Origin of the sequence: Desulfosoma sp., from assembly GCA_037481875.1 — a bacterium.
In the GTDB taxonomy this organism is placed as follows: domain Bacteria; phylum Desulfobacterota; class Syntrophobacteria; order Syntrophobacterales; family DSM-9756; genus Desulfosoma.
The window spans coordinates 429,852-455,267 of sequence record JBBFKY010000001.1 but is presented as its reverse complement, the minus strand read 5'-3'; the positions used below and the strand labels follow the sequence as shown (position 1 = coordinate 455,267).

At 52.5% G+C, this 25,416-nt stretch carries 28 protein-coding genes; 9 read left to right on the top strand and 19 right to left on the bottom strand.

The window, feature by feature from the left end; all coding sequences use genetic code 11:
* Positions 1 to 16 precede the first annotated feature (16 nt).
* From WHS46_02015 to WHS46_01985, 7 genes are all read left to right on the top strand, one after another.
* Positions 17 to 1,123 carry a flagellar basal body P-ring protein FlgI gene (locus tag WHS46_02015; GenBank protein MEJ5347453.1) on the top strand — a complete coding sequence of 369 codons (1,107 nt, stop codon included), beginning with the start codon at positions 17 to 19 and terminating at the stop codon, positions 1,121 to 1,123.
* Positions 1,101 to 1,979, top strand: coding sequence for an OmpA family protein (locus tag WHS46_02010; protein ID MEJ5347452.1), 879 nt, complete (start codon positions 1,101 to 1,103; stop codon positions 1,977 to 1,979). Before WHS46_02015 ends, WHS46_02010 begins: the two co-directional genes overlap by 23 nt.
* Before the next feature lie 14 nt (positions 1,980 to 1,993).
* Complete coding sequence (locus tag WHS46_02005; protein ID MEJ5347451.1) at positions 1,994 to 2,731, top strand: OmpA family protein; 738 nt, start codon at positions 1,994 to 1,996, stop codon at positions 2,729 to 2,731.
* 8 nt (positions 2,732 to 2,739) lie between these two features.
* Positions 2,740 to 3,099: a rod-binding protein gene (locus WHS46_02000; protein MEJ5347450.1), complete on the top strand. Its 360-nt coding sequence runs from the start codon at positions 2,740 to 2,742 to the stop codon at positions 3,097 to 3,099.
* Between the two features lie 235 nt (positions 3,100 to 3,334).
* Positions 3,335 to 3,754, top strand: a complete 420-nt coding sequence (locus tag WHS46_01995; protein ID MEJ5347449.1) for a hypothetical protein — start codon at positions 3,335 to 3,337, stop codon at positions 3,752 to 3,754.
* 2 nt (positions 3,755 to 3,756) lie between these two features.
* Entirely contained in the window at positions 3,757 to 5,118 is a 1,362-nt protein-coding gene (flgK, locus tag WHS46_01990; protein ID MEJ5347448.1) for a flagellar hook-associated protein FlgK, read from the top strand.
* 15 nt (positions 5,119 to 5,133) lie between these two features.
* Positions 5,134 to 6,003 (top strand): flagellin, encoded by an 870-nt coding sequence (locus WHS46_01985; protein ID MEJ5347447.1) that lies wholly within the window; start codon positions 5,134 to 5,136, stop codon positions 6,001 to 6,003.
* Between the two features lie 171 nt (positions 6,004 to 6,174).
* Here the strand turns inward: WHS46_01985 and flgM are convergent, their stop codons facing one another.
* Together flgM and WHS46_01975 are read right to left on the bottom strand one after the other, a co-directional pair.
* Positions 6,175 to 6,471: a flagellar biosynthesis anti-sigma factor FlgM gene (gene flgM, locus WHS46_01980; protein ID MEJ5347446.1), complete on the bottom strand. Its 297-nt coding sequence runs from the start codon at positions 6,469 to 6,471 to the stop codon at positions 6,175 to 6,177.
* Positions 6,472 to 6,527: 56 nt separating this feature from the next.
* Positions 6,528 to 6,764 carry a DVU0524 family FlgM-associated protein gene (locus WHS46_01975; GenBank protein MEJ5347445.1) on the bottom strand — a complete coding sequence of 79 codons (237 nt, stop codon included), beginning with the start codon at positions 6,762 to 6,764 and terminating at the stop codon, positions 6,528 to 6,530.
* Positions 6,765 to 7,212: 448 nt separating this feature from the next.
* Between WHS46_01975 and WHS46_01970 the strand changes: the two genes are divergently transcribed.
* The gene (locus WHS46_01970) at positions 7,213 to 8,673 is read left to right on the top strand and encodes a diguanylate cyclase (GenBank protein MEJ5347444.1); all 1,461 of its coding nucleotides are present in this window, start codon (positions 7,213 to 7,215) and stop codon (positions 8,671 to 8,673) included.
* Between the two features lie 61 nt (positions 8,674 to 8,734).
* Here WHS46_01970 and WHS46_01965 read toward each other — a convergent pair whose 3' ends face one another.
* From WHS46_01965 to WHS46_01885, 17 genes are all read right to left on the bottom strand, one after another.
* Positions 8,735 to 10,117, bottom strand: a complete 1,383-nt coding sequence (locus WHS46_01965; protein MEJ5347443.1) for a protein phosphatase CheZ — start codon at positions 10,115 to 10,117, stop codon at positions 8,735 to 8,737.
* The gene (locus tag WHS46_01960) at positions 10,083 to 12,302 is read right to left on the bottom strand and encodes a chemotaxis protein CheA (protein MEJ5347442.1); all 2,220 of its coding nucleotides are present in this window, start codon (positions 12,300 to 12,302) and stop codon (positions 10,083 to 10,085) included. The genes WHS46_01965 and WHS46_01960 overlap by 35 nt, the downstream gene beginning before the upstream one ends.
* A gap of 14 nt (positions 12,303 to 12,316) precedes the next feature.
* Positions 12,317 to 12,700, bottom strand: coding sequence for a response regulator (locus tag WHS46_01955; protein MEJ5347441.1), 384 nt, complete (start codon positions 12,698 to 12,700; stop codon positions 12,317 to 12,319).
* A 114-nt stretch (positions 12,701 to 12,814) separates the two neighbouring features.
* Positions 12,815 to 13,894: a chemotaxis response regulator protein-glutamate methylesterase gene (locus WHS46_01950; GenBank protein MEJ5347440.1), complete on the bottom strand. Its 1,080-nt coding sequence runs from the start codon at positions 13,892 to 13,894 to the stop codon at positions 12,815 to 12,817.
* Between the two features lie 10 nt (positions 13,895 to 13,904).
* Positions 13,905 to 14,348, bottom strand: coding sequence for a chemotaxis protein CheX (locus tag WHS46_01945; protein ID MEJ5347439.1), 444 nt, complete (start codon positions 14,346 to 14,348; stop codon positions 13,905 to 13,907).
* Entirely contained in the window at positions 14,305 to 14,727 is a 423-nt protein-coding gene (locus WHS46_01940; protein ID MEJ5347438.1) for a response regulator, read from the bottom strand. Before WHS46_01940 ends, WHS46_01945 begins: the two co-directional genes overlap by 44 nt.
* Positions 14,728 to 14,740: 13 nt before the next feature.
* The gene (locus tag WHS46_01935; protein MEJ5347437.1) at positions 14,741 to 15,232 is read right to left on the bottom strand and encodes a chemotaxis protein CheD; all 492 of its coding nucleotides are present in this window, start codon (positions 15,230 to 15,232) and stop codon (positions 14,741 to 14,743) included.
* A gap of 47 nt (positions 15,233 to 15,279) precedes the next feature.
* The gene (locus WHS46_01930) at positions 15,280 to 16,110 is read right to left on the bottom strand and encodes a protein-glutamate O-methyltransferase (protein ID MEJ5347436.1); all 831 of its coding nucleotides are present in this window, start codon (positions 16,108 to 16,110) and stop codon (positions 15,280 to 15,282) included.
* Between the two features lie 217 nt (positions 16,111 to 16,327).
* On the bottom strand, positions 16,328 to 16,648 hold the full coding sequence (locus WHS46_01925; GenBank protein ID MEJ5347435.1) for a hypothetical protein: 321 nt from the start codon (positions 16,646 to 16,648) through the stop codon (positions 16,328 to 16,330).
* Complete coding sequence (locus WHS46_01920; GenBank protein ID MEJ5347434.1) at positions 16,645 to 17,103, bottom strand: hypothetical protein; 459 nt, start codon at positions 17,101 to 17,103, stop codon at positions 16,645 to 16,647. The genes WHS46_01925 and WHS46_01920 overlap by 4 nt, the downstream gene beginning before the upstream one ends.
* Before the next feature lie 355 nt (positions 17,104 to 17,458).
* On the bottom strand, positions 17,459 to 18,268 hold the full coding sequence (locus WHS46_01915; protein ID MEJ5347433.1) for a HAMP domain-containing sensor histidine kinase: 810 nt from the start codon (positions 18,266 to 18,268) through the stop codon (positions 17,459 to 17,461).
* A 4-nt stretch (positions 18,269 to 18,272) separates the two neighbouring features.
* Positions 18,273 to 18,899: a PilZ domain-containing protein gene (locus WHS46_01910; protein MEJ5347432.1), complete on the bottom strand. Its 627-nt coding sequence runs from the start codon at positions 18,897 to 18,899 to the stop codon at positions 18,273 to 18,275.
* Positions 18,862 to 20,496: an HD domain-containing phosphohydrolase gene (locus WHS46_01905; protein ID MEJ5347431.1), complete on the bottom strand. Its 1,635-nt coding sequence runs from the start codon at positions 20,494 to 20,496 to the stop codon at positions 18,862 to 18,864. The genes WHS46_01910 and WHS46_01905 overlap by 38 nt, the downstream gene beginning before the upstream one ends.
* Positions 20,493 to 21,209, bottom strand: a complete 717-nt coding sequence (locus tag WHS46_01900) for a response regulator (protein MEJ5347430.1) — start codon at positions 21,207 to 21,209, stop codon at positions 20,493 to 20,495. Before WHS46_01900 ends, WHS46_01905 begins: the two co-directional genes overlap by 4 nt.
* A 52-nt stretch (positions 21,210 to 21,261) precedes the next feature.
* Positions 21,262 to 21,660 carry a flagellar protein FlaG gene (locus WHS46_01895; GenBank protein ID MEJ5347429.1) on the bottom strand — a complete coding sequence of 133 codons (399 nt, stop codon included), beginning with the start codon at positions 21,658 to 21,660 and terminating at the stop codon, positions 21,262 to 21,264.
* Between the two features lie 4 nt (positions 21,661 to 21,664).
* Positions 21,665 to 22,330 carry a hypothetical protein gene (locus WHS46_01890; protein ID MEJ5347428.1) on the bottom strand — a complete coding sequence of 222 codons (666 nt, stop codon included), beginning with the start codon at positions 22,328 to 22,330 and terminating at the stop codon, positions 21,665 to 21,667.
* A gap of 138 nt (positions 22,331 to 22,468) precedes the next feature.
* Positions 22,469 to 24,094: an ATP-binding protein gene (locus tag WHS46_01885; GenBank protein ID MEJ5347427.1), complete on the bottom strand. Its 1,626-nt coding sequence runs from the start codon at positions 24,092 to 24,094 to the stop codon at positions 22,469 to 22,471.
* A gap of 429 nt (positions 24,095 to 24,523) precedes the next feature.
* On the opposite strand from WHS46_01885, the gene WHS46_01880 reads away from it, so the two are divergent.
* Positions 24,524 to 25,294 (top strand): DsbC family protein, encoded by a 771-nt coding sequence (locus tag WHS46_01880; protein ID MEJ5347426.1) that lies wholly within the window; start codon positions 24,524 to 24,526, stop codon positions 25,292 to 25,294.
* Positions 25,295 to 25,416 lie beyond the last annotated feature (122 nt).

The following is a 25,416-nucleotide window of genomic DNA, read 5'->3' as shown; positions in this document are numbered from 1 at the left end:
GGAGGCCTTTTTCGCCATGAAACGACTCTTCTGGAGCGCGGCCATTCTGGGGTGCTTTCTCGTCTTGGTGGCCCCTAACGTTCAAGGAGCGCGGATCAAGGATGTCGCTCGATTCATGGGCGTTCGTCCTAATGCGCTCTTCGGCTACGGGCTGGTTGTTGGCTTGAACGGCACGGGAGATAACAACAAAACCCAGTTCACCACCAGCACTCTGGCCAATTTTCTTGACCGCATGGGCATTCACGTGGATCCGGACAGTGTCAAAGTGAAAAACGTGGCTGCCGTCATGGTGACGGCTAAGTTACCGCCGTTTGCGCGGGTTGGGACCAAGCTCGACGTGCAGGTTTCATCTATCGGTGACGCCAAAAGCCTGGAAGGGGGCACCCTGTTGATGACCACTTTGCAAGGCCCGGACGGTCAAGTCTACGCCGTCGCTCAGGGCCCCGTATCCACAGGAGGCTTTTCCGCCTCCGGAGCCAGCGGGAGTTCCGTCCAGAAGAACCATCCCACCGTGGGGTATATCTCTCAAGGCGCCGTGGTGGAGCGAGAATTCCCTGTACGGATTGATGACTTGGGGCAGCTGGATCTGGTCCTGAACAATCCGGATTTCAGCACAGCGGATCAAACGGCACGCGCCATCAATTTGGCTCTAGGAGGTCCTTACGCTCGCGCCGTGGACGGGGCCACCATTCAGGTCGGGGTTCCCCCTTCCTATCGATCGGACATCGTAGGCTTGATTTCCCAGGTGGAAGCCTTGGAAATCCGTCCAGACACTCCAGCCAAGGTGGTCATCAATGAACGGACGGGCACCATTGTTCTGGGGGAAAACGTGCGCATTTCACCCGTAGCCGTCGCTCATGGGAACCTGACCGTGCAAATCAGTGAACAGCCGGCCGTCTCCCAGCCTTTGCCTTTTAGTCAGGGTCGCACAGTGGTTACGCCCCAATCCACGGTTCAGGTTCAAGAAGGCAAAGGATCCATCAATGTCCTTGGGGGAGGCAGCACCATCGGTCAAGTGGTTCAAGGTCTGAACGCCATCGGGGCCACGCCCCGTGACATTATGACCATTCTTCAAGCTATCAAGGCTTCAGGAGCCCTCCATGCCGAACTCGAAATCATCTAAAAGAGAAAAGTCTTCCGGAGACGACGGCCCTCCGGCCGACGGGTGGCTCACCACTTACTGTGATCTTTGCACCTTGTTGCTAACCTTTTTTGTGCTTCTTCTCAGCATGTCCGTCCTGGACAACACACGGCAAAAACAAGCTCTCAATTCCCTCGTGGGCGCCTTTGGCTTCCTGCCCGGAGGCCGTACAGCCATTGGAAAACCTAAAGGCATGGATATCAGTGAATTTGAAGCTCCCATGGAAGTCAAAACTCTGGATTTTGACGTACTTCGAGAAGTGACCATGAAAAACACCTTGGACAAGGAAGTCGAGATTTTAAAAAAGGAGGAAACACTTACCATCGTGCTTAATCAAAAAATCCTTTTTGAGCCAAGCTCCTTTGACTTGAAACCTGCAGCCCGCTCCTATCTTTCCCAGCTCGTGCCTTATCTGGCCAGAGATCCTCGGGAAATTGAAGTTGGAGGGCACACGGACCGGTTTGAAGCCGTCGAGACGCCTCATTGGGAAGAACACTCTTGGAGACTTTCCACCCGAAGAGCTATGGCCGTTTACCGCTTCCTTTTGTCCCAGGGATTGGAACCGAACCGCATCAGCGCACACGGGTTCAGTTACGAAAAACCCCTGGTGGACGGTATCCAGTATCCCCATCTTCGAGACAGAAACCAAAGGGTGGAAATCGTTTTGACATACAGCCGAAATCTTCCAGCGAGTCTGCTCTATGAAGATCCAAAATCAAATCCTTTTTTCAATTACAAAAACTTTTTCTTCCGGCTGTTTCCTATGCCTGAAAAAAAATCACAAGAGGCAGGAAAACCAGACGAACCTTCCCCGACGCTTGCAAACGGGCGTGGCTGATCAAGGGGCTGGGCATGGCCAGGAAAAAGAATAAGGCGGAAAATGAAGGCGGCAGCGCATCGTGGATGGTAACCTTTTCCGATTTATCCACGCTGCTTTTGACCTTTTTCGTCCTGCTATTGAGCATGTCGTCTCTCAACGAAAAAGCCATTCGAAGTACCTTTCAAAACTTCGATAAAACAAGCGGCATTCTCTTTTTCAAAGAAAGGCAAAAAGTCCGCAAGAATCCCGATATGGTCATCAACGACATCGTAAAAAGCCTCAAGAGTGTCTATATCGCCGATGTACGCCGACTGGACGAGGTTTCCAAGACACCCTGGAAAAAAGATTTCAAACTCATCGTCTCTTCGGGCAATGCCCTCATGGTCAAAAAACGATGGAATCCTGGAGACTTCTCATTCATCTTTGGCGACCAGCTGCTGTTCGAAAGCGGAAGCGCCGCTCTAAAGTCCAGTGCTTATCCGATTTTGGATACTTTCGCACGATTTCTGAACGAAGCTTCCTATAGGGCTTATATAGACGGACATACGGACAATGTTCCGGTGAAGAGCTCCCAATTTTCTTCCAACGACGATCTTTCTCTGGCTCGTGCCTATGCCGTTTTAAACTACTTGGTCACCCAGGGTAAGGTTCCTAAAGAAAAGCTGGCTTTGGGCGCCTACGGGGACACTCACCCTTTGGCAGCCAACGACACTCCTGAAGGGCGTCAATTGAACCGGCGGGTGGAGATCATCTTTGAAAAAATCAAATAGAGGGGATCATGGCATCCGTTCAGCACATTCAAGGATCAGCACCTTTCAGTCCTTCGGAAGAAATCGAAAAGCAAAAAAAAAGGCTGAAGCAGGCATGCATGGATTTCGAAAGCCTTCTGACCGCTCAATTGGTTAAATCCATGCGGGCGGCGGTGCTTCGAGATGAAGAACCCAATCATGCCATGGAAGTTTACGAGTCCATGCTGGATGAAAAGCTTGCCCAGGTGTGGAGCCATGAGGGGTCTCTGGGTATCGGACAATGGTTGTATCAGTCCCTGGAGCCTCTCGTCACGGCAGAAGAGCAGAAAACCGTGTCATCGACAAAGACATTCAAGGCTTTTCATGAAAATGCCGATAAAAACCTATGAGAAAGCTGACGGAGACTCGCTGCGTTTTGTGTCCGTCCGATAACCCGTAAGAGCGGACCCATGTATCCATAGACAAACCCGTAAGGGCGAACCGATGTGTCCGACCCTTACCGAAGAAAAAACCGGAAACGTTTTTATGCCACGGCCGAGTGAGCCGCTGTTTTCAAACAAACTATGAGCCATCACGTGGTCGTGGAAACCTAAAAGCTCCTAAGACCTTGACGGATAAAAGACCATGACATCGTTTTTAAAACCCGAAAATTCAAAAACCGTGACTCTTCGAGCCATGACTCAACGACTCCTTGAAGTGCTTCAGCAAGAAACAGATATCTTGGCACGACAGGATCACAAAGCCTTGCTGGAACTTCTCCCCGTAAAGGAGACGCTGGCTCGTCGCATTCTGGAAACCCTTGAGCCTTTGACCCAAGAGTTTCACGGCTCACCAATGTCCTTAGAGGAACAGGACGATTGGCTTCATCTTCAGGAATCGCTTCGGCGCATCGAAGCCATCAATGAAGCCAACGGGCGCTACATCGCAGACCTTTTAACGATCCACCAGGAACTTCTTTCCCTGCTGCTGCCTCACACCTACGGTCACGGGGCGCAAAAAACCCTGCCGGCCATCAAGGGATGCGGGGTCAGCACGGAGGCATAGTCATGGCCGGTCTCAACGCCGCTTTGGAAATTGGTAAAAATGCGCTTCTGAACGCCCAAGTGCAGATTCAGATCACATCCCATAACGTGGCGAATGCGGAAAACCCAGCCTACGCCCGCCAAAAAGCTGCCACTGTCACTCGAGGAGCGATTCTGGGAAGTGCTGGATGGATTGGAGCAGGAGCGCGGCTGGATCGAATCGTTCAGCAAAGAGACTCCTTTCTGGAAGGGCGATACCTGAACGCTTTTTCCCAAAAGGCTTATTACGAAACCCTTGAACGCCTCGGAAAAGCCGTAGAGACCTATCTTTCCGATGACGGAGATTCCGGTATCAACGCAGCCCTCAATGATTTTTGGAACGCGTGGAACGCGCTGGCGCAAAATCCGGAAGGCGCGGCCGAAAAGGCCTTGGTTTTGGAGTGTGGGGCCAATGTCTGCGGCAGCCTGAATCAAAAAGCCTTCCAGTTGCAACAGAGCCGCCAAGGTATTGTCACGGAACTGCAGGATAACCTCAGCACCATCAACAGCTTGCTCGAAAAGATTCGACACCTGAACCGACAGATTCAATATTCCGAAACACCGGCTTTTATGGCCAACGACCTTCGAGACCAGCGCTTTCAAGCCTTGCAGGAATTGTCCCACTACCTGCATTTCAGCGCCCAGGATGCAACTGGAGGCATGCTGAACATCTTTTTAGAAGATGGCACACCCCTGGTCCTCTTTAAAGACTATGCGGCGGAACTCAAAATGACGGGAGACACTCAGTCCTTCACCGTTGAAATCAAGGACTCGGGCAAAGTGGTCGCCGCATTTGACGCCGCAGGCGATCAGGTCGAAGACGGTCTAAAAGGGGCGACCGGAGCTCTCGTTGAAGCCATGGGGTACGTGGATGCCTGGCAGGATGCTCTGGATCAATTCGCCGAAGCCTTGGTGACAAGCTTTCAACAGGTTTACGATGACACCTCGGGAGGATCAGCAACCTCCTATTTCTTTGATACCACAGCCAAAACGGCGGCGACCATTCGACTGTCGGACGATCCCTTACCATTCACCTCCAATACTCTGGCTCGAAACGCCCTTTCACTTCAAACCCAAGGACTGGAAAGCCTCGGGGGTCTCACTCTTTCCCAGCATCTCATCCAGCTGAGTCAAAACGTGGGCCTTGCCGTGGAATCCGCTTCCTCGCAGGCTCTTTTGCAGAATGCCGTCGCTCAGCAATTGGATGCACAGAGGCAAAGTGTTTCGGGAGTCTCCCTGGACGAAGAAATGGTGGAACTCATCAAACACCAACAGCTCTATCAAGCAGCCGCCAAAGTTGTGCAACAAACAGCGGAAATGATTCAGACAGCCATCAACATGGTGTGATGAAAGGCAACAGCCATGCGAGTCACCCTGCCCCTTATGTACGGCGTTGCAACACGGGATATCCTGAGAAAGCAGGAAAACATCAACCGGCTTTCTCGAAATCTTTCAAGCGGCCTGCGTCTCCACAACCCCCATGACGACCCAGAAGCCTGGGGTCGATCCCTGAACGTTCAAGACACCCTTCATCGTATGCAACGCTATGAAAGCAACCTGGACTTTGCGACGAACATGCTTTCCATGGCCGACAGCGGCCTGAACCATGTCCATGACCTATTAATTCGAGCCAAAGAAATCGGCATGGCCGCCAACACCCCTAATTCCCAAGAAGAAAAAAAGGCCTACGTCGAAGAATTGGATCAGCTCGTGAAAGAATTGGCCCTGACGACTTCAGAACGTTACAACGGCCAAAATGTTTTCGCGGGAAAGCCCATTTGGAATGAGGGAACCCAGAGATGGGAATGGGAACCGGGACGCCCTTCAGGCGATGATTTGCAGGTGCCGTTGGAAGACGGCCTACCCCCCATGACGGTTCCTTGTGATCTGTCCGGTATCCTTCCGGATCTGATGAACGTTCTCGAGGATCTGAAAACACACATTGAAAACGAGGACTCTTCAAACATCACCACGGCGCTTGCGTCTCTGGACACCTCTATGGAACAGATTCGAGGCCTCTCTTCAACAGTCGGCGCTCGCCTGAAAAGCCTCGAAAGACGAAAAGAGACTCTCAACACATTGACCGCTCACAGACAAGAACATCTTTCGGAACTTCGAGACACCGACTTTCTGGAAGCCATCAGCTCCCTTCAGGCCAACCAAATCGCCCTGGAAGCCGCTCTGAAATCCTCGTTGGCGCTCAAAGACCTGAGCCTCGTTCGCTACCTGTAGCCGGATTCCGGAGTCTCACGGCTTTTCAAATAAGCGCACGAAAAAGCCCTTGAATCCCCTACTCGGGATTCAAGGGCTTGACAGGGCATCGAACAATTATGTCAACAAAATGACAACTCAGGGGGCCGAATGTTCGTCAAAGTCATGACAGCCCCCTCCTTTGGCCTGGCTTCAGATGATTTCATCCAACATACGGGCGGCGATTTGATGGGGATCGACGGTGTATTGACCTTCTTGAATCTGTCGACGCAACGCTTCCACCTTTTCTGTGCGGATTTCTTCCCTGTCCATGGTAACCTTGTTTCGAGCCAGTTCCAGGGCTTCTTTGGAAAATTGCACTCGGTCTTCGATGCCCTCGGCTTTCAGGCTGTTTGGGGTTTGAACCGAAGGCTCTTCGGTTCTCACCGCTTGATTTTCCAGAACATGGTTTGTTTGGGCCATGTAGGTAGCGATTTTTTTGACATCCATTTTCTCAATCCCTCGTAGTTTCCCGGGCGAAGATTTTTCGGCTTCTCTTTCCGGGGTTATGGTGCATTTGCCGGGGCGTCCAGGTTTGTTTCTTCTCTTTGTCTCTCCAGAACCTGGCTGGTCACGCGATCACGAATCAGGCGCCGTCTCGCTTCTTCCGAAATGGACACCTTGTCATCCGCAGACCGCTCCGTTCTCTCCTCGCCGCCCAAGACGGCTGCCAGGCGCGACTTCTGCAACTGGCGGGTATAAGTTCGAAGCACGCTCTGCACGTGATAATCTGTGACCACCATGACCTCTTCCTCCTTCGCTTTCTATATCGGAAGTTTTTGCCCAAAGCTTGAGAAAAAAATGCCGCCTTTGAAGCGCTATTCGTGGAATGCGTTCCAGGGGGCAGGCCGGCTTCAAAGATCTGGCATGCACCATGCTACTTGTCATGACGCAACCATAAGAATTTGGGAGAGATTAGGATCAGAGGAGGCAATGCAAAGAGCCATGGCCCCTTCAGTAGAGCACTGCAGGCCGACGGTTTATTGTCCTAAGTGCACGCATTTTGCCATGACGTGGAATCCGCACGCTCCTTATGCCTGTCGAGCCTGGGGCATACGAACTCGGGAGCATCCGAGTTTGTCTGTCTGCGCCTCCTCGGGATATCCATGTCAGCTCTTTCGAGAAAAGCAACGCGGCAATGCCCTCACCAAGGGGACGGCCTAGGCTATTTACAGAGTTGAGGAGTCGAGCATGCGTGGGTGTGCTGGTTCAGAAGGCAACGGTTCGGCTATCCAAAGGATCGAAGCTCTACGGGAACAGGTGCAGCGTATTCGAAACCAGAAAAACGACCTGATGAAAGACATCGTGGATCTTCAGCAGCAAAACCAAAAAATGACGGAGATTTTCAAACGTTGTCTACTTCACCTCATGTCCATGCTCAAGCCCATGGTGGATCCACATACCTCTGAGGCTCTGGATGGACTGAAAGAACGTCTGGTTTCAGATCCGGACTGGAATGCCCTGGACCGAGACATTCAGCAAATCAAGACCTGGTCCCTTCGAGAAGCCTGCGAAGCGGAAAGGGGGGATGCTGGAGGATCTTTCCAGCCAGTATCAGAGACTCCAATGTCCACGCCTCCTTTGCTCGATTTTCTTTCGGCCCACCGTCTCGTTTTAGACGCCCTGCGCAGCGACCTTGGCGACGGTTATCGTGAAAAGTGGGAAAATGTTTCCAGCCTGTTGGACGGGTGTCAATCTTTTACGGATCTGCTGGGAGGAGCACGCCGCTTGGCGGATCTGGCTCGAGACTTTCATGAATCTTTTTTGGAAGAAAGGTCGCGGGTCGCCAAATTTTTTACCGAAATCGGGCAAGACCTGGTGGAGATGGAAACTATGCTTCACACAACGGTGCGACATAGCCGAGAAGCCAGAGAAGCCCAGGAGGCTTTCTCGGAAACCCTGGACGGCCACATGAGGGAAATGCGCGATTCGGTCACCCTCACTCGAACCTTGGAAGAACTAAAGAGCGTCGTTGAAGCCAAACTGGCTGCCATCAAAAAATTCCTTAAGGAAAAGCGTGAAAAGGACGAAGCGAGACACCGAGAGGCCGGTCAAAACACGGAGGCCTTACAACAAGCCCTCAAGAAGATGAAACGCGAAGTCTGCACCATGCAGGAAAAGACTCGTCTTCTGGAACAGCAGGTTCTTCGTGATCCCCTTACAGGCATTCATAACCGTAGGGCTTTTGACTCTCGTCTAGAGGAAGAATTCCATCGCTTTCAACGCTATGGCCAGGTCTTTTCCCTCTTGGTCATTGATCTTGATCGTTTCAAGCACGTCAACGATGTTTATGGGCACACCACGGGGGATCAGTGTCTTAAGGAAGTGACACGCAGGATGGGGGCTGCTTTAAGAAAGTCGGATTTCTTGGCCCGGTACGGGGGCGAAGAGTTCGTGGTCATTCTTCCCGGAATCGACAAAGACGGGGCCAAAAGTGTCGGGGAAAAACTGAGGCTTTGCGTCGACAAAACGCGGTTTCTATACCAGGGGGAACGGATTCCCCTGACCATCAGCGTAGGGGTGGCCCAAATCCAGTCCAATGAAGATTCGCCCCAAAGTCTTTTTGAGCGGGCCGATGCGGCTCTTTACGAAGCGAAAAAACAAGGGCGTAACCGTGTCGCCCTTGCGGAAGAAAACACCGACAATTCGTAACGAACAGTGATTATGGGGGCAGTGATTCTAGGGGCGGCCCACTCTGCCGCCCCCGTGAAAATTAGAATCCGAATTCGGCCAAGAGGGCATCCACATCACTTTGGGAATGAAGCGCATCTTCCAAGGCTTCATGAGCTGGTCCATAGAGCTCTTCTTTTGCTTTCTTGCTCTTTTCCACCTTCACTCCGAACTTGGCGATAAGCTGAACCAGTTTAGCTTCCAAGTCCTCCAAAAGGGCCATAATCTTCATGATAATTTGACCCGTCAGATCCTGATAATCCTGTGCCGTCAAAATACGGATGAAATCTTCATGGCTTTTTTGCGTCGACACCATGAGTTCTCGGACCAAGCCCGTCGCTTCCTCCAACTTCTTTTGGGCGTTTTCGCCTAAGGGGTGCAGCCCGGTGAGAACTTCGCTGATGGCTTCCAAGCGCCCTTGATCTTTTTCATTTCTTTTCTGCAAAGCTTCCACGTGATCCAAGGTGGTGTTGGCTGCCGATTCCGTCAGCTTGATAATGTGCTCAAGGCGATTGCCCGAGTCGGGAATCTTTTCTTCCACCATTTCTCGAAGCGATGGATCCATGGTACGCACGAAATCTCGAAGCGAATTATGCAAGGCACGGGCGATACCCCCGATTTCCTTATACAGGCCAGGATGACGGTTTTCCGCAAGATTCGCCAAGATCTCTTCCGCCCGTTGAAGATCTCCATCAGACAAGGCCTGCATGAAGTCTTTGATGGCTTCCAGGACCTTAGCCGTCGCGTGACCATGCTCAGGGACCTTGAGACGTAAATCTTCAAGTTTGCCCGCGGGGTTCAATAGATCTTTGAGACGACCGAGCGTTTCCGGTGTCAAGGGCAATTCAATGCGGGCCACCGGCACTCCGTCCCCATCGAGCCCCATGGTGACGGCACCTTGGACACGTCGACAGAAATCCTCCACGACGTCCGTGCCTTGGTCCGTAGGGTCGGAAATCTGCGGCTGTTCATTCGAGTCTGCGCCCACAAGCTGGTCAATAATCGCCTCTTCGTCGACTTCCATGTCCGTTTCGATCCCTGAATCAGGTTGTTCCTTGAAAGGTTCTTCCGAATCTTTCACTATGGAAATCACTTCCCGCGGATCAATGTCTCCGGCTTCAGCCTGCGATGCCTGACGAACATGTTCCACCAATGCATTGACGGCAAACTGAAAAACAGCTGCCGCCTCCCCAAAGCCCCCCCCGTTGGACCGCACCTTTTGTTCCAAATGCGTCTCCAGGGCCTCCCCGGCCTTGGCCAGCCCTTCCATGCCCAGCATGGCGGCCGTGCTGCTGAGGGTTTTAAGAGCCTCCGCACAGCGATCCCACGGCGGCTCCGGCTGCGCCTTTGTCGTGAGAATCCTTTCCACTTCCTCCACAAGCTGCAGAAGATCATGCCACTCTTCTTTGCCGATCACCATATCCATAATGTCCACCCTCTTCGTAGCCGCTGACAATGCCTTTCACATCCAGGATCAGGGCCACCTTGCCGTCCCCGAGAATAGCCCCACCTGAGAGCCCTTTGATGTGTCGTAATCCCCCTCCAAGACTCTTGATGACCACTTCCTGACGCCCGATGATTTCATCCGCCAGCAGGCCATAGGACCTCTGATCCTCACTCACCACCAGAATCAAGGCCTCCCATGGGTTGCGAAACTTGGGTTCCACACCCAACACTTCGTGCAGGCGAATGAGTGGCATAAGCTGGTTACGGACCTTGATCATTTCTTCGGACCCATGCACCGTCAGATACGCCTCTCGTGGAGGCCTCAAGGACTCACGCAAAGCCACCGTTGGAACAACGTATCGTTCCGGTCCAACGCTGATGACCATACCGTCGATGATGGCCATGGTGAGGGGCAGTTTCAGCTCAAACCGTGTGCCTTGCCCGGGAACGCTGCTCACTTCCAGCTTGCCGCGCATTTCTTCCACACTGCGCCTCACCACATCCATGCCCACGCCTCGCCCGGAAACATCGGTGACCTCGTCTTTGGTGGAAAATCCCGGATGAAAGATGAGTTCAAACAAGGCACGTTCTTCCAGCATATCATCCGGCCCGATGAGACCGCGTTCCACAGCCTTGGCGCGTATTTTGGCCGCGTTCAGCCCTCGGCCGTCGTCACGCAGTTCGATGAGGATATTGCCTCCCTTTTGTTCGGCGCTCAGGTATATCGTCCCGCACGGATCCTTTCCCAGAGCCTTTCTTTCCTCTGGAGTTTCCAGACCGTGGTCGATGGCGTTGCGGATCATGTGCACCAAAGGTTCGTAAATCTCTTCCACCATATTTCGATCGATTTCTGTGTCTTCCCCGCGCATTTGCAGCCGCACGTCTTTGCCGGACTTTTTGGAAAGATCCCGAACCAGTCGAATCAGCTTCTGAAAGGTGCTCTTGATAGGCACCATGCGCAAGGACATGGAAATCCTCTGTAATTCGGCTGTGATACGGCGAAGTTGGACGGAATCCTTTTGAAACTTTTGGTCCTTGATGGATTGGACTTCGGGGTTCTGAAGCACCATGGACTGAGCGATAACCAATTCCCCCACCATGTCCACCAGGTTGTCCAGCTTGGCGGTATCCACGCGAACGGAAGCCGTGTTTTCTTTGAAACGGCGCTGATCGCGGAGGGCCGCACCCACATCCTGAGGACTCACGATCCCCTCTTCCACAAGCAGCTCGCCGATTTTCTTACCTCTTTCCTGAGCCTCTTCTGCAGCCTTTTGCACGTGCTCAGGTTCCACCAGACCTTTCTGGACGAGAATTTCCCCGACTTTAGGAGGAGGCGCGGACCGGTCCCTGACGACCGGCTGGTTCGGGTCAAAATTCTTCAAGGATTGCAGAAAACTCTGCACAAGCCCGGAAGACAAGGACGCTTGCGTGAAACCCAAAGCGGCTTCCAGTTCCTTGAGCAACACCTTGAGAATGTCCACGGCGCGCAACACCACATCGATGACGGCGTCGGTCACATCAATGGCGCCCGATCGAGCCTCATCCAGAAGATTTTCCACCTCATGGCTCAGGCGATGAATGGAATGCAAATTGAGGAAACCGGCAACACCTTTGATACTGTGAAAAGGACGAAAAACGGCGTTGATAGCTTCCTTGTCTGAGGGGTCTGCTTCCAGAGACATGATATTGAGCTCGATGGACGCCAAATGTTCCTTGGCTTCCTCAATGAAGTCCTTGATGAGTTCGGCGTCCTCCAAAGGCACCTGTTCTTGTTCATGAGACTCCTGGCTCCGATTCTCGGCAACCCCTTGACAGCTGAACTCCTCAGCCAAAACCTTTGTGGATTCCACATCCTCTGAGGCCGGTTCCAGGTCGTCTGAAGAACCATGACCGTTGCCCGTAAAGTTTCTAAGCGCTGCCAAGATTTCATGCCAGTCCGCCTTAGGGTCTGAAGATTCCTCCAGAATGATTCTTCGAAAGAGCCCTTTCACCGTTTCCAGCTCTTTTCTCCAGTTCTGTGGCGTGTGCGCATGGTTCTCAATGCTTTCGATCACATTGAGGCACTCCCCGATACCCATCAAGTCATCCGGCCCCGCCACAACACCGTCCGAGAGGCGCCGGAGCAACGTCTCCAGGCTGTCCGAAGGCACATGTTCCGTGGTCATGGTCCCTTCCTCAATCAGTTTTGGGGGAGAATCTTGGCGAGTTTTTCCGCCAAGACGGCGGCCGTAAACGGCTTGACGATATAGTTGCTCACCTTGGCCTTCACGGCCTCCACTACGTTTTCCTTTTGAGCTTCCGCTGTCACCATGAGAAACGGGAGATCTTTGGTCTTTTCATTGGCACGAACCCATTTCAGGAGTTCCAAGCCGGTCATTTTGGGCATGTTCCAGTCGGAAACAATGAGGTCGATGTCCTGGGATTCGAGGATCTTCACCGCGGCGGCTCCGTTTTCCGCCTCGATGATGTCCTTGAAATCCAGTTCTCTCAAAATGTTTTTGACGATGCGACGCATGGTGGCGAAATCATCCACAACCAATACTTTCATGTCCTTGTAGGCCACGGTGATACTCCTTTATTTTTCTCTCACATATTTCTGCCATTGAGTGGCGCGGCTCATCCTTTCGACACCGTAAAGCATCGGGGTGCTCGACAGGTCTTCGGCCCCCAACGGGTTCTAGGAAACCGCCCTCTCCACCGAAACCCTTTTATCTTCCAAGGCTTTGAAAATGGCCGCGGGAATAGCCTCCAAAGGCACCACGGTTTCCGCGGCTCCAAGCCGAATAGCCTCCTTGGGCATTCCAAAAACCACGCAGCTGGATTCGTCTTGAGCAATGGTACGCGCACCGTTTTGACGCATTTCCAAAAGTCCCTTGGCACCGTCTCGGCCCATGCCCGTCATGATCACGCCTACGGCATTGGCACCGGCATAACGGGCCACGGAATGGAAAAGGACGTCCACAGACGGCCTCTGATGACAAACCAATGGCCCGTCCTTGACTTCCACGTAGTAGCGGGCACCGCTCCTTTTCAAAACCATGTGCTCGTTTCCAGGAGCAATCAGCGCTAAGCCGGGGCGAACAGAATCTCCGTTTTGAGCTTCTTTCACCTGAATGGCACAGCAGCCGTCGAGACGCTTGGCAAAAGCCGTGGTAAACTTGGGAGGCATATGCTGCACGATGACGATGCCGGGACTGTTGGGAGGCATTTCCATGAGCACGGCTTTCAGGGCTTCAGTACCCCCCGTGGAAGCTCCCATGGCGATGACCTTATGAGTGGTTTGAGCAAGGGCCATGGGAGCGGGCCGAGGGGAACCCGCCTCAGTTTCTCGGCGTTCGTCCCGGCGTCTGGCCACATAACTTCGAGCTCTGGCTGCTGCACGGATTTTTTCCACAAGTTGAATGCTCATATCCCCCACGGAATAAGATCCACCCGGTTTCGCCAGCACCTCTACGGCACCGATTTCCAAAGCTTCCAAAGCCATTTCGCTGTTCTTGGGAGTTAAAGAACTGACAATGATGGTAGGTGTGGGATGATATTTCATGAGCTTTCTCAGGAAAGTGAGGCCGTCCATGCGGGGCATTTCCACATCCAAAGTGATGACGTCGGGACTGAGTCGAGCGATCTTATCGCGGGCGACGTAGGGGTCGGGAGCCGTACCCACCACTTCGATGTCCGCATACTTGCTCAGTTCCTGGGTAAAGATTTTTCGAACAATGGCTGAATCATCAACGATGAGTACGCGAATGGGTTCCATAAGCAAGCCCTCACTGTTGAACACAGGAAGCCCGGCCGACAAAAACTCCTGAAGAAACCATGGCCAAGCCGCAATCTTGTTGCGACGGATGGCAGACAGCACGATGAGCCGTCGGCAAACCCAGTCGCCAGTTTTCGGGCCCGAGAAGCAAAACGCAGCTTCCAGCCACCATGTTGGCCAATTCCTGCAAAGCGTCTCGAACCTCATCCTCGTTCAAACCGGTGGAATCCTCGCCAAGCATGTTGGCCGCCAGTTCTCGTGCAAAATCATCCAGAAAGCAGAGCCTCACGCGCCTCGAAGGCCCGGGCTCGGCTGGTCGAACGTCGATGGTCGCTTCCCACCCCGTAAAAATTTCCTGCGCAGTATCAGGCTGAAAGACCACATCTGTGAAGTACATGGTCTCCAAAACCTCAGAAATCGCAGCCTTCATCACTTCCTGCCATTTGCCATGCATTTTCCACCCCTAGAAGCTTGAGGACCAAAGATCGAAATTCTTCCGGTTGAAAGGGCTTGGAGAGACAAGCACGGGCCCCCAAGGCCATGGCCTCGCCCAGCCGTTTTTCGTTGCGCTCCGTGGTCACCAAGACCACGGGAACATCCCGCAAATCTTTATGGCTTCCAAGCCGTCGCAAAAACTCAATGCCGTCCATGACCGGCATATGAATGTCACTCAAAATCAAATCCACCCAATGCCCTTCCAGGTGCTCCAGAGCTTCCTGGCCGTTGCCGGCTTCAATAATCTCTCCGATCTCCAAGCCGCTGATTTTCAAAACTTTCTTGATCACATGCCGCATGGATTTGGAGTCGTCGACAATCATGACGTTGTAAGCCATCGTCGTCCTTCCTTCACGATGTACTCAGTTCAAACTCCCCGCGCCCCGAAACCTTGAGAAACACCCGACCTGTCGCCATTTCCAGTCGTACGGTGCGGTTCACATTGCCTCCTACGTGCTCGGCGGCAATCAACACATTGTTCTTCCAAAAGATTTTACGAAGCATCATGTAATTGCGTTTTCCAATGTTGAAGACTCCGTCTTCATCCAAAATCTGAGCTCCCCCCACCACCTTGACGATCAAACTCTTTTTTGTGGCGCCGTACTTATAGGTTTCCTTGAAAAGCAAAGGAACGCCCGTGTCCGCAAACATGGCCGGTTTCGTCTGGGCCTTAACGGGGTCAATACTGGATTCCGGAAGCATGTAGTGCAGCATGCCGCCCACACCGGCCACGGGGTCGTACAGCACCACGGCGATACAAGATCCTAGGGAGTAAGTGATGATCACATCGTTTGGATCCCGGCTTACAGCCATATCCGCCACACCGACAATCACACGATTCATGGGCTCTCTCTCAAGGCTCGCTACGGCCGTTGCGCTACGGCATTTTTTTACAACTTTTTGTATACCGCAGGTTTGACGTACTTGAGTGGGTGATGTAATCCCGTTAGACTCTCTGAATGCCCGACAAAGAAATAACCTCCATGGTGTAAATACGCGGCCATCTTTTGAATAAGGCTTTCCTGCGTTTTCTTGTCGAAATAAATCATCACGTTGCGGCAAAAGATCACATCAAACTTTCCTTTAAAAGGAAAAGAATCCATGAGATTGAGTCTTCGAAAGGCAATGATTTTTTTCAGTTCATCTCGAACCCGGTAGGTTTTGGTCGAGCCACCGTCCCGTAGGGGTTCAAAAAAACGCTGACGCAAAGCTACCGGGACATTGGCCAACTTGGATTGTTCGTAAACGCCGAGCATAGCCGTCTGAAGCACCCGCGTGGAAATATCCGTGGCCAGAACTCGAAAATCCCATCGAAAGGGTTGATCCAAGGATGTCAACACGGTCATGGCCATACTGTAGGGCTCTTCGCCCGTCGAACAGCCTGCACTCCACATGCGAATTCTGGCTGTACCGCTCTTTCGGTTTCGTTCCACAATCTCAGGAAGCGCAACGTTTTCCAGAAACTCAAAATGCTTGGGTTCTCGAAAAAAGAAAGTGAGATTGGTTGAAACGGCGTCAAAGAACCTCACGTATTCCTCACGGCCTTCTTCCGAGAGGATGAAGTCCAGGTAGGCCCGAGGACTGTCGATGCCGGTGGCGCGTAGTCTTTTGGCCAGTCGAGCTTCCAAAAGGGATTTTTTGCCGTCGTGCAGATTGATGCCCGCTTCCTGATACACCAAGGCACTGAATTTCTGAAAAAGGCCATCTGAAAGACGCTGCATCGGCTTCTTTCCTCTCCACGCCGGTTGCCACAGGATCCATCATGAAGCTGTGCCTTCAAGAACCGTAACGACCCTATCCGCTTTGTCATTTGTTTGATCGGAATTTCATCGAGCCGACTTTAGAAAAAAATGTGAAAAAAAAACGATGAAATTTACCGTGGCTCGATGGTGCAGGTTTTCCCAAGTCGACCGAATGGATGCCGTTGCCGGATGAAGGCTAAGGCTTAGGTTTTCTTTGGAAAGGGAAAGAAGAATGGGGTTCGGGAGTGTTCTTTTGTGGGGGTTCTATTTCTATGGTCAGCCGCCGAAGCATTTCCCAAGAGGCAGCTTCCTTGCGTTGCTCCTCAAGACGTTGTTCCTGAGCCCCAGGCACTTCTCGAGGGCCCGCACGGTAAAGGATCACATCGTCCGTTTCCCATTTTTCCGCACAGGAGATTCCTGGACCCCAAGGCGCCATAAGGACCTGAGGCGCTGCGTGCCATACCAACAAAGCGACCCCAAGACCCATAAGTTGTCGTGTATGTTTTGCGTCAATCACATGTAATCCCCTCGACGCCATTTAATGGATTCCACATAAGCCAGGACGGAGGCTTCCTGAGCTAATCGGCGTACAGGGTGATCATCCTGAAGGAATGACGTGCTCTGTAAAATTTCATCCGCCGTCTGACCAAGATTCGTAAGCAATTGGTTGATGGTTTGCAGATTCGCCGAGGCCTCAGAGCTTTTCGAGCACACAGCAAGCAGTTGATCCAGGGTTCCGCTTACGGCTTCGAGCAGAAGTGAGGAAGTCTGGGAACTTCCCGCCGCGATTTCCATCTCCGCGGGGAAAAGCCCTTGTGTCGGGTGAGGTTCCTGGACAGTGTCTTTAGCTTCAACTTCGGCTATTTCCTGAGAAAGCACGTGCTCAAAGGAGGACGCCTCGGATTGTTTGCATCGCGGCTTTTCCGTTTCTTGAGCTAGAGCACTCAAAGGGTCAAGAGTTTCGATTCTCATAGGATAACCCCTCTATCGGTGTACAACATTTTTCAACCGTAACAAGAGCAATCCATGTGCCAAAAACGAGTCCGTGTGAGGCGGAGACATGGGACCGCCTCTACGCCCCGATTGACAGGGTGCCTGGATCATGGGGGGACTGCCTCATAAGGGTTGGGGCTCTTAAGCGAACACATGCGTTCGCTTATATTGGGTGGTCGGAGGGCACATCCAGTGCTTCGCCCTCACGTGCTAGTCGCTTTGAACGGTTTCGTAAAATTATTGCCAAGGAATTCAAAGCACGAATGGCCCGCTTTTCGCCTGGATTCAAGACCGCACAACCTGAAAATTTTTCCGATATCCCGGGAAAAAATTTCTACTTAGGAAGGATCACCTTGGCCACCGTCCCCCCTGCCATCAGGGGTTCGAGAGATACCGTAGCATCATAGGGTTGCAACAGCCTCGCCGCCAAGGTCAGCCCGAGACCCAGGTGCCGATGGATCTTGTCCGCTCCACGAATATCGTCGGGCCATGCTGTGACAAAAGGTTCAAAAAGCTCTTGTGGGGATCGGTCTTCGGGAAGTCCGCAGCCTGTGTCTTGCACCGAGACCACCACGTGCTGTGCTGTCACTTCCGTTGCAAGAATCAGTTTTTTTTCGGAGCTCTTTCTCATGGAAAGCAGGGCGTTTTCGATAAGATGTTCCAGAGCCGGCACCAAGTGCCTGCCTCGAACCTTTAGGAGGGGAACCTTGGCGGCGGGATACCTTTCCACCGTCACATGATGCTTGCAGAACAGATCGGCACGATAAACGAGTTGAAGCTTTTCCAGAATCAGGTTGACCTCCACCTCCGATTCGTTCACTTCGATTTCGTGAAGAACCATAAAATCCCTAAGCATTTCGGAAAAAAGTCGTACCTGTTCGAGGATCCTCTGCATTCTTCCTTTCTGCGCATCGCATAAAGGACGCAGTGCAGTTACGAGGGCGTCCGCCTCGGATGATAAGTGTGCATCGATCTTGGCGTGATTTCGCTCCATAAGTTCCAAGAGCATGGAAACGTTTTGCAAGGGGCCGTTGATATTATGAATCAAGCCTCGCAACAGACGTCCCATGTGCGCCGGGCGATCCAATTCTGCCAACACATCCAGAGGGCACTCGATTCCCGCAGCCGTCGCCACCGACCTCATGCCATTATCCTCTAATCTCTTTGTTCTTTTGGCACGGATCTTCATCTATTCGGCCTGAATCCTTCCACATTCCCTGCGTGGACACGGCGCCTGTCGCCCGTTGTTCCTTTTCCTTTCTCTGCATTTGAAACACCAGTCGAATGATAGCTTGCCGGTCTGCTTCATCGATCTCCACAAACTTAACCCCCACATGATGGGCTATGTTATTGTCTTTTTCCGGCGCCGGTTCTAACCAGCAGATTTTTCCCACGGCATAGATGGGTCGAGGATCCCCTACTTCAGGAATCAGGCACAATTCCAAGTAGCTTCCCACCGAATGCAAGCTAAGCGTGGCAAAGGAGAACCCCCCTCCACTGATATCCACAACGCGACCTTGATGGGCATAGGCAGGTTTAGGTGTCCCTTGCCTTTCCAGATAGCCAAGAATGCGATCCACCTTGGATTCCAAGTTGGCCAGAGCCTCCAAAATGGCGGAGACGACGGGATCTTCCACGGGCCCTTCCCTCTCCACAGATGGTTCCTTACGGGGCCCGAATCCCAGGAAGAAAGGCGGGCCTGAGCCGGCCGGGAGTTCGTTGTACAGAACGGATAACTCAGGAATGCGTACCCGCAAATACTCTCTGTTGTTCATGGCGTCTCCGCGAATGCTTTTTATAATAACTCGAAAGGAAGGCATCCACCACGTTGGGATCAAACTGTTTATTCCGGTTATTGATCAACTCAGCCACCGCTTTTTCCACAGGCAGGGAATCACGGTAAGCCCTCTTTGAGGTCATGGCGTCAAAAGCGTCCGCCACCGCTACAATCCGAGCCAGCAAAGGAATTTCTTCCCCTGCCAAGCCATCCGGGTAACCCGAGCCGTCCCATCGCTCATGATGGTGACGAATAATGGCTCTTTCCTCAGCCCCAAGCCCCAGATCTTTGATGATGGATTCTCCAATGACCGGATGCTTTTTGACAACCTCGTATTCTTCTCCAGTCAACGCCCCGGGTTTGTTGAGAATCTCATCAGGCATACCGATCTTGCCGATGTCGTGCAGGTATCCGACGGTGTTCAGAATTTCGATGTAGGTGTCCCCGACGGACATTTCTTTGGCCAGTTCCACCGCAATAAGTGTGACCCGCTCCGAATGCTTGCCTGTGTAAGGGTCTTTGGCTTCCAAGGCGTTCACCAAGGAACGTAAAATACCATAGAAGTTATTGATCAGGCTCTCGTAAAGAGCCATGTTTTCCACGGCGAGAGCCGCTTTTTTGACCAGAAAATCCAACAATGCTTCCTCGTCGCCGCCCGTTGGCCTTTCCTTCTCGTCATGTAAAAGGGCCAGAAATCCGAAAAGTTCTCCTCGAATCCACAGAGGCCATAAACTGCAAGGGTCGTGTAAGACGCCGCCCATGGAAAGCGACGATGGAAGGTCGCTCACATTTCCCGAAACCAGGCTGACGCCTTCCCCTATCTGTCTGGAACCGTTGTCCTTCAAGATTGCCTGTCCAGGATTGACGATCACCTTCAAGGGAACTCGAACAGGGCATTTTCCTTGCGCCAAAAGGGTTTTCAGGCTCCGGTCGGAGACAGGAAGCATTCTGGGCAGATGCCCGTTGGAAAAACCTTTTTGGGAAATCAGAGCCACACGGTGAAGATCCGGAAGATAGATAAAAAAGCCAACCTTTTTTCCGGGAGTCACCGAAGCTGCAAGATCGGCGATGGCGGCATAAAGGTCATCACTGGAACGAGTTTCATCAATAACTTGAGAAATATGAAACAGTTTATCGTTGAATCGTATCTTCTTTTGCAGTTCTTTGTTGACCACTTTGAGCTGCTCCTGGGCCTGGCATTCCAGTTTAAGACTCAGGTTTTCCAGCAGCAGCGCTCTTTCTTTCATCACGCGTTCCATGGCCAGAGCCAAGTCCTGAAGCGTGAACGGCTTGGTGAGAAAGTCCGAAGCCCCAAGCCTCATGGCACGAATGGTGGCATCCATGGTAGGATAGCCGCTCATCATAATCACGGGCAGGGTGCGGTCTTTATCCTTAAGGCGCCCCAGAAGCTGGACACCGTCCATGTCCGGAAGCTTGAGGTCGATAAAGGCGCAATCGAATCTGTGGTGATCGAAAGCCTGCAGAGCTTCCGTCGCTCGAGCAAACACCAGCACCTCTTCGTGGCCCAGTTGAAGTAAGTAATCCCGCAGGATCTCCCCGAGAAGCTGATCATCTTCCACGATAAAGATATTCATCGGATTCCATCCACACGGCGGAGAATCTGCCTTTTAAGCCGCTCAAACTCGGCGTCGTCCACAATACGTTCACGTCGCAGGTCCTTGAGGCGTTCCAGATCGGTTAGAACCTTAGCCATGGGATCTTTAGGTCCTTCGAGCATATCCAGGGGCAGGGTTTGTCCGGGAACCAGCAGCATGGAAGATCGCTCCCGAAAGTCTCCAGCCGAAAAGCTTCCGGACGCCTCGTTCGAGCCTTCCTCATGCCGCCCGTGCTTTCGAGCCTCCCCCTCAAGTTGTTGCAAACGAAGGTAGGCTTTTTCCAATTCCTGCAAAAGCCTCTGACGTTCCCGAAGCATTCGTACCCTGTCGATGGCATTGCGTGTGGAAACCGCGACTTCATCGATACGAAAAGGTTTCTGAATGTAGTCGTAGGCTCCGCTGCGTATAGCCTCCACGGCAGATTCGAGACTGCCGTACCCCGTGATAATCAAGGCGAGAATGTCGGGATACAACTGGCGGGCCCTTTTGAGGAGCGTCAGGCCGTCGATGCCGGGCATGTTCAGGTCCGTGATCAATATGTCAAAAGGAGCTCGCTCCAGAAGCTCCACGGCTTCTTCGCCGCTCGCCGCCAAGGACAATTCCGTGTCCTCATCCGCGATGGCGTCTTTAAGCACGTCGCGATACACTTCATCGTCATCGACAATCAAAATTTTCACCGGCAATTTTTCCACGTTCTATCCTCAATGTGGCCTCAAACCTTACCGCCCCTCAACTCCCTGTGGCTCACACCTTGCCGTTGAGCAACACCCCTGTCAACTCTTCCAACTTTTCCCTGAGTTTTAACATTTCTTCCGGAGGAATCTGGCGGATAACTTCCCCCGTATCCTTGTCCAAAACTCGGACCACCAAGTCCCCGGTCTTGTCATGGACCTCGAAGCTTAACCGAATGCCCTGCTGAAGCAAATACTGCTGCACATCCTCCAGCACATCCTGAACGTCCTTCTTGCTAACAAGATCCGTGCCGAAATCCCGTTGTTCCCCCTCGGCTCTTTCTGCATTGAGCCTGGACGTGTCCTGGGAAGATTCTACAGGGGTAATCACCGTTTGAGGCTTCCACTGAGGGTCCTCTCGAACCCACAGGTCCGTCGCCACCGCTGTTACATTATTGACTTTGACTTCCATATCCTTACCCTCCTTCCACACCTGGGGCTTCCTGCCCCGCTGTGCCGGTCTCCTTGTCGCCCTTGAGAAAGAACGCAAGCTGCCATGCCAAGTACCGAGCTGTTTTTCGATGGTCTGCGGATCCTGGGCCCGAGATCACGTGCCAGAAAAGATCCACATCCGGAGATGGAAATGATCGAGCTTCTTGAATCACCTCCCAGAGGCACGTCTTGTGGCGAGCATCCACAATGCGAACGGTCACTCCAAGAACTGTGGGAAGAGCCCCGGACCCCACGTGAATGTGGTCAACGGTTCCCGTGAGCACAAGGTCGCACGGGTCGGGAACCCCGTTGGTGTCAAAGTGCTCCATCGAGCCGTGCTGTTTGGATGCTGACATTGAAGGAGCTGAAAACACCTGTTCCTGCGTCAGAACCTGTCGGTACGTATCGGCAAGGCTTCTTCCTAGGCCTTCCATCCCCTGAGGCTCTTCAAACGGAACGACACAGAGTCGCCGAAATGCGTAAGGCTCGTACGGCCTCCAGGAGATCACTTCCATTGGGGAAAGCTGCACCGGGCGGGATCTTTGAAAATCCGGTCCTGTCGCACAGGACACCAGGATCCCCAGGAGCATCCAACCCAGAACGACCCTCAAAACCCTACCGCGATCATGCAACCGCTGAGAAAACCTCATGGCATGTGTCCTTTTCCGCAGCGCCAAAGGCCACGAAACTCTGCACACACGGTACCTATGGTCTATTCCACTCTTTTAATCGGCAGAAACGGGGAAAGGCATGAAGAATTTCTGCAAGGGTCTTTAAAGGCTTCCAGGTCAAGAACAAAAACGGTCTATGAGCTCTAAAAGCTTCTGATAACTCAAAGGCTTGGAACAGACACAGCGCACACCGCGATCACTCAAATCCTCGTCTTCATACTGCGCCCCCCAGCCACTGACCAAAACGACCGGAACCTTCGGCTGATGCTTTCTGGCACACGCGGCAACCTCCCAGCCGTTCACATCGGGCATGGCGAGATCCGTAAGCACCAGATCAAAAGTGTGGGTCGAAAGGGCCTCAAGGGCCTTGCGCGGATCATGAAACGCTGTGACAGAATGGCCCATAAGGCGAAGCATGTCCCCTAGCAGGCCTAAAACCTCTTGATCATCATCCACGACGAGCAACCGCTTTCGCGATACCTGCTTCGAAGAAAAGTTCTCTGCCGCCGGCCGGCAGGCTTCGGTTCGAGACGCCGGCAATGTCAGCGTAAACGTGGTCCCTTGCCCGGGGACACTCCTTACCCCAAGATGCCCGGACCAGCGCTGAATAAGACCGGCACAGACACTGAGTCCCAGACCTGAGTTTCCGGCTCCCTTGGTGGTAAAAAAAGGATCAAAGATCTTCTTCTGGGTTTCTTCGTCCATACCCACGCCCGTATCCGTCACCTCCACAACAATTTGGTCTTCATGCTGATAAGAACTGAAGCGTAACGATCCGCCTAAAGGCATGGCATCAATGGCGTTAAAAACCAAGTTTGTCAGCACCTCTCGAAAATCAGAAGGATTGATGGCCGCGCATAAAGTCGGCGACACAGCGTTGATGATCTCCACACGGCGCCCTTGCTTTTCAAGAGCGTTTTTCCACCGCGGTCGAGTCAGCTCAAGAACATCCCTTACAGCTTCATGGATTCGAGTCTTTTCCTCTCCCTTAGAAGGTCCGGTATCCTTTCCCGTAAACACTTGAAGTCTTCGGACCACATGGGCGCCGTCCAGTACCGCTTGTTCGATGTTCTGGAGTCTTTGCCGTACCTGAGGAGACGCCTCGGACAATTCTTTATTCAGCAGTTGGGTGTTTCCAAGAATGGTCATCAGGATGTTGTTGAAATCATGAGCCACACCGCCGGCCATGGTTCCGAGGGAAGCCAATTTTTCCGTACGAAGAAGCTGTTGAGAATAGGCCTTTTTCTCACTGATATCTTCCATGATGAGAAGAAACCATGGGCTCGGCCCCTCAGGCGCATCAATGTGAGACAGGGTCACACTGACAAAAAAACGACGCCCCTGAAGGTCCACGACCGTCACGTCCGGTTCTTGAGCACTGCCGAGACGTTGCGCTTGCTGAAGAAGGCGTCGCACTGTCTCGGAATCTTCAAAAAGATCTTCCACCTGACCCCTGACGGCCTCCTTTTCGGGATCGGTCAGCCAGCCTTCCAACACCTCGTTGGCCACCACAAGGCGTCCTCGAACATCCAAAACCCCGATACCGTAAGGACTCAAACGAAACACTTCGGAAAGAACACGGCGCGATACTTCCGGATCCACCTGCGGGACAGGCTCAGGACCGGCTTCGTGAGGGGTTTCTTGCAACGATCTGAAAGGGGCCGCTCGATCGCTGACGGAAGCTTCCGAGGGAAAGTTGGGATGAAACGTGTGGTCCGAATCCTGAACCTCAGAGGGACCCAACAGTGCTCTTCCTTTGAAACCATCCAAAGAGTGACGGGATCGACCGGGGAGAGGTGTGCTCGATCCGCTCGGCATCCAAGGCCCTCGCGATTCCCCACTCGACATGAAAATACGACACTCACGTCGAGATTCATCCATACGGCTCCCCCCCTCGCTGCCTCTGGGTCCTGTCAGCTTCATGACTCCCTTTACAACAAATCGTCCATTTGGAGCCCGAAGCATAAGAAAAAAAACCCATTAAACGTCTCGCTTTTTTATGCCATCATAAACAAGGCTCTACAACGAAAAAATTGTCACAAGACGGTGTCTTTTTGAATGAGCATTGTGTCGGCACGCATCTTGCGCTAACGTGAAGCGGTTTGAGTGGGCCCAACCATTGGAGGATCTGTTCTTTGGGCACGAGATGGAACCCTTAGGAAGGAGCACAAGATGAACCACAGAAGAAGCTGGGTGTTTTTTTTCTCCAGTATTGGCATACTTTTCGGTTTCGGGTTTCTTTGGACCATGAAACCTTTTGCCGCTTCATGCCCGGAACTTGCCCTCGTCCAGCAAAAGGTTTCAGAATCCTTGGCCGGACGCAATGTTATTGTCAAAAATGTCGACCCCTCCCCTCTGCCTAACGTCTGCCAGGTTCATGTGGTGGTCGGTGACAAGAATCAACTCCTTTACACGGATACCTCGGGCCGATACCTCATATTTGGACAAATTCTTGACACCCAGGACAAAAAAAATCTGACCCAAGCCACTTTGGAAGAACTGAACCGTCTCACCGCCAAGGACATGCAAACCCTGGAAAGTCTGGTGGCTTTTACCTTGGGTTCCCCGAAAGCCTCTCAAAAAGTGTACTTTGTGACGGATCCTCAATGCCCCTATTGCAAACAAGCGGAAACCACGTTGGAAGCCATGGCTTCTGAGGGTATCCTTGAAGTTCGCTATGTTCTTTACCCTCTCCCCATGCATCCCGGAGCTCGAGAATCGTGCATCGCTTTGATTTGTGACAAGAAAGGTCATGAAGAATTTAAGGCACACTATAAGTCGGACAATCAATGCCAGGAGGGAACAGACAAGATAGAGGCCGTCATGAAGTTCATGCAAGCCCATGGCATCGGGGGAACCCCCACCTACATTTTTCCGGACGGAACGTTTCGCTCGGGTGTCATGGATCGCTCCAGCCTGGAAAACAAGTTGAAAAAGCCATGACCCATGGCTTCCAGGAACATGTTCGAGAACTCAAAACACCATTGCCCCTAATCCATGAGGAGGTTGGGGTGAGGCGTCGCCTCGCCCCCACAAACTCGAAACTAGGCTTTTCCCTGGGAACG

Bases quoted from the DNA above. Each gene is read 5' to 3' on its own strand.
- WHS46_02015 (MEJ5347453.1), top strand. From the start codon at position 17: ATGAAACGACTCTTCTGGAGCGCGGCCATTCTGGGGTGCTTTCTCGTC.
- WHS46_02010 (MEJ5347452.1), top strand. From the start codon at position 1,101: ATGCCGAACTCGAAATCATCTAAAAGAGAAAAGTCTTCCGGAGACGAC.
- WHS46_02005 (MEJ5347451.1), top strand. From the start codon at position 1,994: ATGGCCAGGAAAAAGAATAAGGCGGAAAATGAAGGCGGCAGCGCATCG.
- WHS46_02000 (MEJ5347450.1), top strand. From the start codon at position 2,740: ATGGCATCCGTTCAGCACATTCAAGGATCAGCACCTTTCAGTCCTTCG.
- WHS46_01995 (MEJ5347449.1), top strand. From the start codon at position 3,335: ATGACATCGTTTTTAAAACCCGAAAATTCAAAAACCGTGACTCTTCGA.
- flgK (MEJ5347448.1), top strand. From the start codon at position 3,757: ATGGCCGGTCTCAACGCCGCTTTGGAAATTGGTAAAAATGCGCTTCTG.
- WHS46_01985 (MEJ5347447.1), top strand. From the start codon at position 5,134: ATGCGAGTCACCCTGCCCCTTATGTACGGCGTTGCAACACGGGATATC.
- flgM (MEJ5347446.1), bottom strand. From the start codon at position 6,471: ATGGATGTCAAAAAAATCGCTACCTACATGGCCCAAACAAACCATGTT.
- WHS46_01975 (MEJ5347445.1), bottom strand. From the start codon at position 6,764: ATGGTGGTCACAGATTATCACGTGCAGAGCGTGCTTCGAACTTATACC.
- WHS46_01970 (MEJ5347444.1), top strand. From the start codon at position 7,213: ATGCGTGGGTGTGCTGGTTCAGAAGGCAACGGTTCGGCTATCCAAAGG.
- WHS46_01965 (MEJ5347443.1), bottom strand. From the start codon at position 10,117: ATGGATATGGTGATCGGCAAAGAAGAGTGGCATGATCTTCTGCAGCTT.
- WHS46_01960 (MEJ5347442.1), bottom strand. From the start codon at position 12,302: ATGACCACGGAACATGTGCCTTCGGACAGCCTGGAGACGTTGCTCCGG.
- WHS46_01950 (MEJ5347440.1), bottom strand. From the start codon at position 13,894: ATGGAACCCATTCGCGTACTCATCGTTGATGATTCAGCCATTGTTCGA.
- WHS46_01945 (MEJ5347439.1), bottom strand. From the start codon at position 14,348: ATGCATGGCAAATGGCAGGAAGTGATGAAGGCTGCGATTTCTGAGGTT.
- WHS46_01940 (MEJ5347438.1), bottom strand. From the start codon at position 14,727: ATGGCTTACAACGTCATGATTGTCGACGACTCCAAATCCATGCGGCAT.
- WHS46_01935 (MEJ5347437.1), bottom strand. From the start codon at position 15,232: ATGAATCGTGTGATTGTCGGTGTGGCGGATATGGCTGTAAGCCGGGAT.
- WHS46_01930 (MEJ5347436.1), bottom strand. From the start codon at position 16,110: ATGCAGCGTCTTTCAGATGGCCTTTTTCAGAAATTCAGTGCCTTGGTG.
- WHS46_01920 (MEJ5347434.1), bottom strand. From the start codon at position 17,103: ATGAGAATCGAAACTCTTGACCCTTTGAGTGCTCTAGCTCAAGAAACG.
- WHS46_01915 (MEJ5347433.1), bottom strand. From the start codon at position 18,268: ATGAGGTCGGTGGCGACGGCTGCGGGAATCGAGTGCCCTCTGGATGTG.
- WHS46_01910 (MEJ5347432.1), bottom strand. From the start codon at position 18,899: ATGAACAACAGAGAGTATTTGCGGGTACGCATTCCTGAGTTATCCGTT.
- WHS46_01905 (MEJ5347431.1), bottom strand. From the start codon at position 20,496: ATGAATATCTTTATCGTGGAAGATGATCAGCTTCTCGGGGAGATCCTG.
- WHS46_01895 (MEJ5347429.1), bottom strand. From the start codon at position 21,660: ATGGAAGTCAAAGTCAATAATGTAACAGCGGTGGCGACGGACCTGTGG.
- WHS46_01890 (MEJ5347428.1), bottom strand. From the start codon at position 22,330: ATGAGGTTTTCTCAGCGGTTGCATGATCGCGGTAGGGTTTTGAGGGTC.
- WHS46_01880 (MEJ5347426.1), top strand. From the start codon at position 24,524: ATGAACCACAGAAGAAGCTGGGTGTTTTTTTTCTCCAGTATTGGCATA.